Here is an 11276-nt window from a genome sequence, read left to right on the forward strand (position 1 = left end):
AGACCATGGTTCAGGTCGGATTGCTGCTCAGCGACGTTCCGAAGTCGGTGAGCCCCGCACAGCAGTTCAAGGACGTACTGCGCATCGTCGACGCGGCGCAGGAGAACGGCTTCACCTACATCGCGATCGGCCAGCACTTCCTCTACGGGGAACTGCGGTGGCTGCAGCCCGTGCCGCTGCTCGCGCGCCTCGCCGCGCACGTCGAGCCGCACATCAAGCTCGTCACCCAGATCATGATCGCGCCGCTGTATCACCCCGTGATGCTGGCCGAGGAGATCGCCACGCTCGACGTGGTCACCGAGGGGCGGCTGATCTTCGGTGCCGGCCTGGGCTATCGACCCGAGGAGTTCGACTACCTCGGTATTCCGTTCAAGCAGCGGGCCGGACGGTTCGACGAGTCGCTGCAGATCATGAAGAAGCTGTGGACGGAGGAAGAGGTCACCTTCCACGGCAAGTACTTCCAGCTCGAGGGCGTCAAGCCGCACCTGTTCCCGGTGCAGGATCCGCATCCGCCGATCTGGATCGGCGCGCACGCGATGGGCGGTGTCCGCCGCGCCGGCAAGTACGGTGACGCGTACGCGACGCCGCCGGAGACCCCGAAAGAAGAAGTGCTCGAACGCTTCCGGGTCGTGCGGGATCTCTTCGCCGAGCGGGGCAAGGAATTCGGCCCGCAGCCGCTGCGCCGCAACGTGCTGGTCGCCGACACCCGCGAGCAGGCGATGCAGGAGTACGCCCGCGTGGCGCAGGGCCGCTACCTCACCTACGCGAACAAGGGCCTGGACGTCATGAAGGGCACCGACCTCGAGAACGAGTTCGCCAAGGCAGTGTCGAGTCACGCCGTCGTCGGCGATCCCGAGCAGGTCGTCGCCCAGCTGACCGACCTGGTGACCACCATGCCGGTCGACCCGCTGCTGATGCGTCCGCAGTGGCCGACGATGGACGCGGACGAGACCATCGCCGCCATCTCCCGGCTCGGCAAGGAAATCGTTCCGTCGATCACCGCGATCCCCGCAAACCGGGAGTTGTCCTGATGCAGACCTACACCGATCTGAAACCGACCTTCACCGACCCGGAGGACTGGACGCTGGGCCACGTGCTGCGCACGTACGCTGCGTCCCAGCCGGATTCGGAGTTCCTCGTCACGCCGGAGGAGAATCGGCGCTTCACCTACGCCGAGATGCTCTCCTCCGCCGAACGGATCGCGAGCTCCTGGTACCGGGCCGGCGCGCACCAGGGTGACCGGGTGATCATCATGGCGCAGAACTCGTCCCAGCTCGTGCGCTCCTGGTTCGGCACGGCGGTCGGCGCACTCGTCGAGGTGCCGATCAACACCAACTACGAGGGCGAGTTCCTCCGCCACCAGGTGGTGACCGTCGAGCCGCGGTGGGCGGTGATCGACGACACCTACGCCGAGCGGTTCGTGGCGATCGCCGAGCATGCGCGTGGCATCGAGAAGTTCTGGGTGGTCGACTCGGGCGCCGGAAACCGCGACCTGGCACTCGAACTGCTGCGCGCCAACGGCTGGGACGCCGAGGCGTGGGAGACGCTGGAGGCGGGCGAGGTGCAGGAGCTGCCGCAGGCACGGCCCCAGGACCTCGGCGCGATCTTCTTCACCTCCGGGACCACCGGCCCGTCCAAGGGCGTGGCGATGCCGAACTCGCAGCTGTACTTCTTCGCGCAGGAGGTGGTGTGCTTCACGCGGCTCACCCGCGAGGACACCTACCTCACCACCACGCCGCTGTTCCACGGCAACGCCCAGTTCATGGCGGTCTACCCCGCCCTGGTGGCCGGGGCGCGGGCCGTGGTGCGCTCGAAGTTCAGCGCGAGCCGCTGGATCGACCACGTGCGCGACGACGACGTCACCGTCACCAACTTCGTCGGGGTCATGATGGACTTCGCGTGGAAGCAGCCGCCGCGCGAGAACGACCTCGACAACCGCCTGCGCTGCGTGTACGCGGCGCCGACGGCCAGCTCCATCGTCGAGGACTTCAAGAAGCGCTACGGCATCGAGGCCTTCGTCGACGCGTTCGGGCTGACGGAGACCTGCGCGCCGATCGTCGCGCCCTACGGGGTGCCCCGGCCGGCCGGTGCCGCGGGGCTCGCGGCCTCCGAGTGGTTCGACATCCGGCTGGTCGACCCGGAGACGGACCGCGAGGTCGAGGTCGGCGAGGTCGGCGAGCTGGTCGTGCGTCCGGTGCAGCCGTGGACGTGCAGCATGGGGTACTACAACATGCCGGAGAAGACGCTCGAGGCGTGGCGCAACCTGTGGTTCCACACCGGCGACGCCCTCAAGAAGGACAAGGACGGCTGGTTCTACTTCGTCGACCGGTACAAGGACGCGCTGCGCCGTCGCGGCGAGAACATCAGCTCCTACGAGATCGAGCAGGCGGTGCTCGGGCACCCGGCCGTCGTCGAATGCGCGGTGATCGGTGTCCCCGCCGACGTCGAGGGCGGCGAGGACGAGGTGCTCGCGACCGTGGTCGGCACCGGCGACGTCGGTCCGGAGGAGATCCTGGCCTGGTGCGACGGCCGGATTCCGGCCTTCGCGATCCCGCGCTACCTTCGATTCGTCGGCGCACTGCCCAAGACACCGTCGGAGAAGGTCCGCAAGGCGGTCCTGCGCGAAGAGGGCATCACCCCCGACACCTACGACCGCACCGCGGTCTCCGACGCCGACCGCACCGCGGTCCCCGCGGTCTGACGGCCGGGAAAGGCAACCGAGATGGACTACAGCAAGAACGAGACCCACGAGGAGATCCGGCGGGGGATCCACGATCTGTGCAAGCGGTTCCCCGACGAGTACTGGGCCGAGCACGACGAGTCCCACGAGTTCCCGTGGGAGTTCTACAACGCCATGGCCGAGGGCGGCTGGATGGGTCTCACCGTCCCCGAGGAGTACGGCGGCGGCGGCCTCGGCGTCACCGAGGCCGCGATCGTCGAGCGGGAGATCGCCGCGTCCGGCGCCGGCATGGGCGGGTGCAGCGCGGTGCACATCGGCATCTTCGGATTCGAGCCGATCATCCACCACGGTTCCGAGGAGATGAAGCGCAAGTACCTGCCGCGCGTCGTCACCGGCGAGCTGCACACCTCGTTCGCCGTCACCGAGCCGGACGCCGGCACGGACACCACCAACATCCGCACCTTCGCCAAGAAGGTCGACGGCGGCTGGCTGGTGTCCGGCAAGAAGGTGTGGATCACCAAGGCGCAGGAGGCCGAGCGCATGCTCCTGCTGTGCCGCACCAGCCCCCGCGACGAGAACGCCAAGCGCACCGCCGGCATGACGCTGATGTTCGCGGAGATGGACCGCAGCAAGGTGCAGATCCGGCCGATCCCCAAGATGGGCCGCAACGCCGTCGACACCAACGAGCTGTTCATCGACGAGCTGTTCGTCGCGGACGAGGACGTCGTCGGTGAGGTCGGGCACGGCTTCCGCACCATCCTCGGCGGCCTCAACGCCGAACGCGTCATCTCGGCGAACGCCGCCCTCGGCATCGGTGAGGCGGCGTTGCGTCGCGGCGTCGACTACGCCAAGCAACGCGAGGTCTTCGGCCGTCCCATCGGGAAGAACCAGGGCATCGCGTTCCAGCTCGCCGAGGCCCGCATCCGCCTCGACGCCGCCGAGGCGGTCCTGGACAAGGCGACGTGGATGGTCGACCAGGGCCTGCCGTGCGGACGGGAGGCGAACGCGGCGAAGTTCCTGTGCGCCGAGGCCGGCTTCTACGCCGCCGACGTCGCCCTGCAGACCCACGGCGGCTTCGGCTACGGCAAGGAGTTCCACGTCGAGCGGTACTTCCGGGAGGCGCGGCTCATGCGGATCGCGCCGATCAGCCAGGAGATGGTCCTCAACTACACGGCCGAGCACGTGCTGGGCCTGCCGCGAAGCTACTAGGAGGACGACGTGCAGCCGTATCGTTCGATCCTGTTCGTCCCGGGGCACCGCCCGCAGTGGGTGGACAAGGCCGTCGCGGCCGGCGCCGACTGCGTCGTGCTCGACCTCGAGGACTCCGTGCCGGCGGCGGAGAAGGCGGCCGCCCGCGCGACCGTCGCCGAGTCCATCGCGCGGGTGCGCGAGTCCAACCGGGACGTCGGGCTGTTCGTGCGCGTCAACCCCCTCGCCACCCGGCTGACCGGGGCCGACCTCGAGGCGGTCGTGGTGCCGGGCCTGACCGGCATCTTCGCCCCGAAGATCGAGCAGGCCACCGACGTCCTGCGCTACGACGCGCTGCTCGACCACTTCGAATTGCGCAACGGGGTGGCGGGGCTCGAGTACATCGTGCCCGTCGAGACGGTGAAGGCCATCCACAACTGTCTCGAGGTGGCCACGGCGTCGCCGCGCGTCGGCGCCATGATCGGCCCGTCGGCCGAGCACGCCGACATCGCCCGCGAGGTCGGCTACGAGTGGACCCCCGAGGGGCAGGAAACCCTCTACCTGCGCAGCCGGGTGCTGCTCGCCTGCCGGGAGGCCGGCATCCACGCCCTGACCGGCCTGTGGGAGGATCTCGAGAACCTGGACGGGCTTCGCGACTTCGCGGTGCGAGGCCGGCAGCTCGGGTTCCGCGGGATGATTGCGATCCACCCCTCCCACGTGGCCACCGTCAACGACGTGTTCAGCCCGTCGGAGCAGGACCTGGAGTTCTACCGCGGACTCGCCGAAGCCTACGAGAAGGCGGAGGCGGAGGGCGTCGGCGCGCTGCGGTATCGCGGCCTGCACATCGACAAGGCCCACTACGACAAGGCAATTCAATGGCTCGAACGAGCCGAGGCGATCCTACGGAGAGGTGAACGGTGATGCGCGGTCTGTACTTCGAGGAGTTCGAGGTCGGGAAGCACTACAAGCACTCGATGACCCGCACCGTCACCGAGATGGACAACGTGCTGTTCACCTCGCTGACGATGAACATTCAGCCGCTGCACCTCGACGAGGAGTTCTGCAAGACGACGATCCACAAGCAGCGGGTGGTCAACAGCCTGTTCACCGTCGCGCTCATCGGTGCGTTCCACGTTCCCGAGCTGACCATGGGGACCACGCTCGGGAACCTCGGCTACGACAAGGTCAAGTTCCCGAATCCGGTCTTCCACGGCGACACCCTGCGCGCGGAGACCACCATCCTGAAGAAGCGGGAATCCGAGAGCCGCACCGACAGCGGCATCGTGTGGTTCGAACACCGCGGCTTCAACCAGCGCGACGAACTCGTCTGCCTGCTCGAGCGCGTCGGCCTGATGGCCAAGCGCCCCACCACCGAGGAAGGTGCCTGAGATGACTGCAGCGCCCGAAACCGAATTCCCGTTGAAGGACTGGGTTCCCGAAACCCGGACCCTGCTGATCGGCGACCGGGAGGTCGAGCCCGCCGGTGAGACGTGGGACGTCTACAACCCGGCCACCGAGGAGGTCATCGCCACCGTCGGCGGCGCCTCCACCGACCAGGTCGATGCCGCCGTCGCCGCCGCCCGCGCCGCCTTCCCGGCGTGGTCCGCCCTGAGCGGCGAGGAGCGCTCCCGCCACATCCACCGCTTCGCCGACGTGCTCGAGAAGGCCGCCGACCGGCTGCTGCCCTCGATCGTCAACGAGGTCGGCACGCCGGTCGCGCTCGCCGAGTACCTGCAGGTCAAGATGGCCGTCGACGAGCACCTGCGGTGGGCCGCCGAGGCCGCGAAGACCGACCGCACCGTCCATCTCGGCGAGTACGACAAGCCGGTGCCGACGATGAGCGACGTCGTGTACGAGCCGGTGGGCGTCGTCGCGGCGATCACCGGGTACAACTACCCGCTGAACCTGGCGATCTTCAAGTTCGGCGCCGCGCTCGCGGCCGGCTGCACCGTGGTGCTGCTCCCGTCCCCGCGCACCCCGCTGACCACCCTTTTCCTGGGCGATCTCATCCGCGAGGCGGGTCTGCCGCCGGGCGTGATGAACGTCGTCATCGGCGGCGCGGACGTCGGGCAGCGGCTGTCCTCGCATCCCGACGTGGACCGGGTGTCCTTCACCGGTTCCGACGGTGTGGGCGCGAAGATCATGGAGCAGGCCGCGGCGAACCTGGCCGGCGTGACCCTCGAGCTCGGCGGCAAGTCGCCGAACATTGTGCTGCCCGGCGTGGACGTGCAGAAGATCGCCGTCGAGATGCACCTGCGCTGGTCCCGCAACGGCGGTCAGGGCTGCGCCGCCCTCGCCCGGCTGCTGGTGCACGACTCGGTCTACGACGAGTTCCTCGAGGCCGGCGCGTCGGCGTTCGACCAGATGGTCGTCGGCGACCCGTGGGACCGTGCGACGAACATCGGCCCGATGATCCGGCCCGACCACCAGGGCCGCGTGCAGGGCTTCATCGACGGCGCGGCAGCCGAGGGCGGCAAGAAGCTGCTCGAGGTGACCAAGCCACTGCCCGAGAAGGGCTGGTTCGTCAATCCGGTTCTGCTCGGCAACCTTCCGCCCAACGCGCGCGCGGTGCAGGAAGAGATCTTCGGTCCCGTCGCGGTGATCCTGCCGTTCAAGGACACCGAGGAGGCCATCCGCCTCGCCAACGACACCCCCTTCGGTCTCGCCGCGAACGTGTGGTGCGACGACCCGGTCGAGGCGCGCCGCGTCGCGGAGAAGATCCGCGCCGGAACGGTGTGGATCAACGGCGGCGGTGCCATGCGGCCGGACGCGCCCTTCGGCGGCTACGGGCGCTCGGGAGTCGGCCGCGAACTCGGTGAGTGGGGGATGCGCGAGTACCTCGAGGTCAAGCACATCCAGTGGCGGATCTGATTCGCCGGCAAGGTATTCGGCAACATCGCATTCGGCAGGGCCGAACCGGACGACAAGGCTAGGAGAGACGACGATGAACGCATCCGCTGCGGGTCCGCTCGCGGGAGTCAAGGTGCTCGAGCTCGGCACCATGTATGCCGCCCCCACCGCGGGGCGCATGCTCCGCGACTTCGGCGCCGAGGTGGTCAAGGTCGAGGACCCGACGACCGGAGACTTCGCACGCCAATGGGTTCCGCAGAAGGAGGGGTTGTCGCTGGGCTTCTCCCGTCTCAACGCCGGGAAGAAGTCCCTCGGCATCGACCTGCGTTCGCCGGAAGGCCGCGACCTGGTGCGCCGGCTCGCGGCCGAGGTCGACGTCGTCGTCGAGTCGTTCCGTCCCGGCCGGCTCGAGGAGTGGGGCCTGGGCTACGACGTGCTGAGCGCGGACAACCCGGGGCTCGTGCTGGCCCGGGTGTCCGGGTTCGGGCAGACCGGACCCAATCGCAGCCTGCCGGGATTCGGCACCGTCGCCGAGACGGCCAGCGGTTTCGCGCACGTCAACGGCTGGCCGGACTCGCCGCCGACCTCCCCGCCGTTCGGGTTCGCCGATTCCATCGCCGGGCTGTCCGCCGCGATGGGCGTCGCGATGTCGTTGTACAAGCGGGAGCGGACGGGGCAGGGCGACGTCGTCGACGTCGCGCTGTACGAGCCGCTGATGTTCATCATCGGTGACATGTTCCTGCGCTACACCGCGCTCGGCGAGATCCAGCAGCGCATCGGCAACGCCACCGGCGCGGCCTCGCCACGGGGCATCTACGAGGCCCAGGACGGGCGCTTCCTGTCCATCGCGGCGTCCAACCAGGGCATCGCCAAGCGGCTGTTCGCCGCGATGGGGCGGCCCGAGATCATCGAGGATCCCCGCTACGCCACCAACGCCGCGCGTCTCGAGCACAACGACGAGGTGCAGGCGATGGTGAAGGAATGGGTCGGCTCGATGCCGCGGGCGAGCGTGCTCGAGACCCTGGAGAAGTTCGAGGTCGTCAGCGCACCGGTGAACGATGCCGCGGACGTCGTCGCCGACCCGCACTTCCAGGAGCGCACCCTCGTCGAGATCACGGGCAACGAGATCATGAAGGGTGTGCTGATGCCGGGGCCGGTGCTGCACCTCGGCAGCTACGACGGTCCCAGCTACGACGGTGTGCCCACCATCGGCGAGCACACCGCCGAGGTGCTCTCGGACCGGCTGGGGCTGAGCGGGGACCAGCTCGCGGCGCTCGCCGAGGCGGGCGTGATCGGCAAGTCCTGAGAGTCGCACGGGCCGCAGTCCGAAAATCGATGCGGTGAACCGGAATCCGCCCACGGCACGGCGTGCGCGGATTCCGGTGTCCCGCGCGCTCCGGATTCGCCGACGCACGCAACGAGACGAGGTACCAATGCAGCTGAGTATCGGCTCGGGTTCGGCCTACGCCAACGACCGGCTCGAGACAGCGGCCGCCATGGCCGACAGCGGCCGGGTCCGGTACATGGGCTTCGACTGCCTGGCCGAACGCACGATGGCGCTGGCCCAGATCCGCCGCCTGCGCGATCCGTCGACCGGCCAGGACGAACGAATCTCCGCCCTGGTGCCGATCCTGCGCCGCTTCCTCGCATCGGGAGGGCGCGTCGTCGGCAACTTCGGTGCCGCCAATCCCGACGCCGCGGCGGCCGAATTCGCCGTCAATCTGCGCACTCTGGGGCTTGGGGGGACCCGGATCGGCATCATCCGCGGCGACGACGTGCGGGACGCCGTCACGGCCGCCGACGTCGCGCTCCCCGAACTCGGCACCACCACGCGCGCGCTCGCCGACCGGATCGTCTCCGCCAACGCCTACATCGGAGCCGACCCGATCGTCGACTGCCTGCGGCAGGACGCCCAGATCGTGCTCGGCGGCCGGATCGCCGACCCGTCCCTGTTCGTCGGGCCGATCTGCCACGAGCTGGGATGGTCGCTCGACGACTGGGACCGCGTCGGCACCGCGACCCTCGCCGGGCACCTGCTCGAGTGCGGCGTCCACAGCACCGGCGGCAACTTCGAGGACCCGCCGTACCGGGTCGTCCCCGACCCGCACAACCTGAGCTTCCCCCTGGCCGAGATCGACGACGACGAGCTGATCGTCACCAAGCTCGACGGCACCGGCGGGGCCGTCGACCTGCGCACCACCCGCACCCAGCTCTACTACGAGATCCACGATCCCGCGCGCTATCTCACCCCCGACGTGACCGCGGACTTCAGCGGCGTGCGGATCGAACAGGTCGGGCCCGACCGGGTACGCCTGTCCGGCGCCCGCGGATCCGCCCGGCCCGACACCCTCAAGGTGCTCGTCGGCGTCGACCTCGGATACAAGGCCGTCGCCGAGATCTCCTACGGCGGACCGGGCTGCGTCGACCGCGCCCGTCGCGCCGAGGAGATCGTGCGCCGGCGCCTCGAACCGATCCGGGCGCAGATCGACGAACTGCGGATCGAACTGCACGGCGTCGACACCCTCTTCGGCGACCGGATCGCCGGCGGCGAGCCGGCGGAGGTGCGGCTGCGGCTCGCGGCACGGGCCCTCGATCCCGACGTCGCCAAGGCCGCCGCCTACGAGGTCGAATACCTGTACTTCGGTCCCGCAGGTGGAGGTGGCGTGGTCACCTCGGTCGTCCCCGCCATCGTCGTGACGCCCGCCCTGCTGCCCCGCAGCGAGGTACCCCTGTCCGTGGAGGTGACCACCGCATGAAACTTCGTGACGTCGCGTACAGCCGCTCCGGCGACAAGGGCGACACCAGCAACATCTGCGTGTTCCCGCACGACGACGCCGACTACGACTGGCTCCGGTCGGTGCTGACCGAGGACATCGTCGCCGAGGCGTTCGGGAACCTCGTCGAAGGCGAGGTGACCCGCTACGAGATCCCGGTGAACTGCTGCCTGAACTTCGTCCTCACCCGTGCGCTCGCGGGCGGGGTCTCCAAGTCCCTGCGGGTGGACCCGCACGGAAAGTCCTACCAGTCCCTGATTCTCGACATCGACGTTCCGGGACGCGAGGAGAGGCGATGATCCACGACCTGCTCGCCCGGGCGGCGCACGGCCCGTCCGTGCACGTCGGCGGCAGCTGGGAGACCGGGCGCGGCGAGGCGTTCGACTCGATCGATCCCGCCACCGAGGAGGCGCTCGCACGGTGGACCGCCGCTGATCGGGAGCAGACCGAACGCGCGATCACGGCCGCCCGCCGCAGCTTCGACGCCGGGGAATGGCGCGCCGCCTCCCCGGACCAGCGCGCCAAGGTCCTGCGGCGGCTGGCGGACCTGATCGACGAGCACGCCGGGCAACTCACCGAACTGGTCGTGCGGGAGGTCGGATCACCCGTCGGTCTGGCCCGCACCCTGCAGGTGGCGCAGCCGGCGATCAACTTCCGGTGGTTCGCCGACGCGGCGCTGCGCGGTCCCCGCGGCGGTTACCAGGAGCGGCTGCCCGGCATCCGCGGCGCGGTGTCGTCCGAGAGCCTCCTGCTGCGCGAGCCGATCGGCGTGGTCTCGGCGATCGTGCCGTACAACTACCCGCTGAACATGATCTCGTGGAAGGTGGCGCCCGCGCTCGCCGCCGGCTGCAGCGTGGTCCTGCTGCCCTCGCCGCGGGGCACGTTGTCCGCGCTGGCCTTCATGCACCTCGCCGACGAGGCCGGATTGCCGCCCGGCGTGCTGAATCTCGTGCCGGGCGGACCGGCCGTGGGCGAACTGCTCAGCTCCCACCCCGGCGTGGACATGGTGAGCTTCACCGGATCCTCCGCCGTCGGCGCGGCCGTGATGGCACAGGCCGCGGCCACCCACAAGAAGGTCGTGCTCGAACTCGGCGGCAAGTCCCCCAACATTCTTCTCCCGTCGGCGGACCCGTCCACCGCCGTGGGACCGTCGATCCTGCGGTTCTGCCGCAATGCCGGACAGGGCTGCGGCGCCACCACCCGGATCCTCGTGCCCCACGATCGCGTCGACGAATTCCTCGATCTGGCGGCGGGATTCATCGAGGAGAACGTGCCGACCGGCGACCCGTTCGACGAGCGCACCGAAGTGGGGCCGCTGATCTCCGCCGAGCACCTCGCGCGCGTGCGCGGCTATCTCGACCGCGCCGTCGCCGCCGGCGGCCGGATCGCGGTCGCCGGCGAGCGGCCGGTGGGCAAGGGCTGGTTCCTGCCGCCGACCCTGGTGACGGGCGTGGACAACTCCGCCGAGATCTGCCGGGAGGAACTGTTCGCCCCCGTCGCGGTGGTCCTGCCGTACCGGGACGTCGACGAGGCGGTCGCCGTCGCGAACGACTCCCCGTACGGACTCAACGCGAGCCTCTTCGGCGACCACGCCGAGGCGGTGGCCGTTGCTCAGCGCCTCGACACCGGCACCGTCGCGATCAACGGTGGCGGCCCCATGCGGGCCGACGTGCCGTGGGGCGGATCGAAGCGTAGCGGCACCGGCGTCGAGATGGGCGAGGACGGGTTCGCCGAGTTCTTCCGGATCAAGCACCTGAACTGGCAGGTTCCGTCGTGACCACCGA

10 protein-coding genes are annotated in these 11276 nt (G+C 69.5%); all 10 read left to right on the forward strand.

Translation table 11 applies throughout. The annotated features are described in order from the left end of the window. The first annotated feature begins 5 nt into the window (after nt 1-5). The 10 genes from ACWPOB_RS19715 to ACWPOB_RS19760 all read left to right on the forward strand — a co-directional run bounded on the left by ACWPOB_RS19715 (nt 6) and on the right by ACWPOB_RS19760 (nt 11269). Nucleotides 6-1031: an LLM class flavin-dependent oxidoreductase gene (locus ACWPOB_RS19715; protein ID WP_006941639.1), complete on the forward strand. Its 1026-nt coding sequence runs from the start codon at nt 6-8 to the stop codon at nt 1029-1031. Continuing rightward, on the forward strand, nt 1031-2701 hold the full coding sequence (locus ACWPOB_RS19720) for an AMP-binding protein (protein ID WP_455401846.1): 1671 nt from the start codon (nt 1031-1033) through the stop codon (nt 2699-2701). Before ACWPOB_RS19715 ends, ACWPOB_RS19720 begins: the two co-directional genes overlap by 1 nt. Before the next feature lie 21 nt (nt 2702-2722). Then, complete coding sequence (locus ACWPOB_RS19725; RefSeq protein WP_006941637.1) at nt 2723-3889, forward strand: acyl-CoA dehydrogenase family protein; 1167 nt, start codon at nt 2723-2725, stop codon at nt 3887-3889. 9 nt (nt 3890-3898) lie between these two features. Further along, nucleotides 3899-4789 carry an HpcH/HpaI aldolase/citrate lyase family protein gene (locus ACWPOB_RS19730; RefSeq protein WP_100055532.1) on the forward strand — a complete coding sequence of 297 codons (891 nt, stop codon included), beginning with the start codon at nt 3899-3901 and terminating at the stop codon, nt 4787-4789. Further along, on the forward strand, nt 4789-5256 hold the full coding sequence (locus ACWPOB_RS19735; RefSeq protein WP_029546556.1) for a MaoC family dehydratase: 468 nt from the start codon (nt 4789-4791) through the stop codon (nt 5254-5256). The genes ACWPOB_RS19730 and ACWPOB_RS19735 overlap by 1 nt, the downstream gene beginning before the upstream one ends. 1 nt (nt 5257) lies before the next feature. After that, nucleotides 5258-6739 carry an aldehyde dehydrogenase family protein gene (locus ACWPOB_RS19740; protein ID WP_100055533.1) on the forward strand — a complete coding sequence of 494 codons (1482 nt, stop codon included), beginning with the start codon at nt 5258-5260 and terminating at the stop codon, nt 6737-6739. A gap of 73 nt (nt 6740-6812) precedes the next feature. Next, on the forward strand, nt 6813-8024 hold the full coding sequence (locus ACWPOB_RS19745; protein WP_100055534.1) for a CaiB/BaiF CoA transferase family protein: 1212 nt from the start codon (nt 6813-6815) through the stop codon (nt 8022-8024). 127 nt (nt 8025-8151) lie between these two features. Continuing rightward, complete coding sequence (locus tag ACWPOB_RS19750) at nt 8152-9474, forward strand: acyclic terpene utilization AtuA family protein (protein WP_100055535.1); 1323 nt, start codon at nt 8152-8154, stop codon at nt 9472-9474. Next, nucleotides 9471-9791, forward strand: coding sequence for an AtuA-related protein (locus ACWPOB_RS19755; protein ID WP_006941630.1), 321 nt, complete (start codon nt 9471-9473; stop codon nt 9789-9791). The genes ACWPOB_RS19750 and ACWPOB_RS19755 overlap by 4 nt, the downstream gene beginning before the upstream one ends. Beyond that, nucleotides 9788-11269, forward strand: coding sequence for an aldehyde dehydrogenase family protein (locus ACWPOB_RS19760; protein WP_100055536.1), 1482 nt, complete (start codon nt 9788-9790; stop codon nt 11267-11269). Before ACWPOB_RS19755 ends, ACWPOB_RS19760 begins: the two co-directional genes overlap by 4 nt. Nucleotides 11270-11276: the final 7 nt, after the last annotated feature.

This window comes from Rhodococcus sp. 2H158, from assembly GCF_053764755.1.

Bases quoted from the DNA above. Each gene is read 5' to 3' on its own strand.
- ACWPOB_RS19715 (WP_006941639.1), top strand. From the start codon at position 6: ATGGTTCAGGTCGGATTGCTGCTCAGCGACGTTCCGAAGTCGGTGAGC.
- ACWPOB_RS19720 (WP_455401846.1), top strand. From the start codon at position 1,031: ATGCAGACCTACACCGATCTGAAACCGACCTTCACCGACCCGGAGGAC.
- ACWPOB_RS19725 (WP_006941637.1), top strand. From the start codon at position 2,723: ATGGACTACAGCAAGAACGAGACCCACGAGGAGATCCGGCGGGGGATC.
- ACWPOB_RS19735 (WP_029546556.1), top strand. From the start codon at position 4,789: ATGCGCGGTCTGTACTTCGAGGAGTTCGAGGTCGGGAAGCACTACAAG.
- ACWPOB_RS19740 (WP_100055533.1), top strand. From the start codon at position 5,258: ATGACTGCAGCGCCCGAAACCGAATTCCCGTTGAAGGACTGGGTTCCC.
- ACWPOB_RS19745 (WP_100055534.1), top strand. From the start codon at position 6,813: ATGAACGCATCCGCTGCGGGTCCGCTCGCGGGAGTCAAGGTGCTCGAG.
- ACWPOB_RS19750 (WP_100055535.1), top strand. From the start codon at position 8,152: ATGCAGCTGAGTATCGGCTCGGGTTCGGCCTACGCCAACGACCGGCTC.
- ACWPOB_RS19755 (WP_006941630.1), top strand. From the start codon at position 9,471: ATGAAACTTCGTGACGTCGCGTACAGCCGCTCCGGCGACAAGGGCGAC.
- ACWPOB_RS19760 (WP_100055536.1), top strand. From the start codon at position 9,788: ATGATCCACGACCTGCTCGCCCGGGCGGCGCACGGCCCGTCCGTGCAC.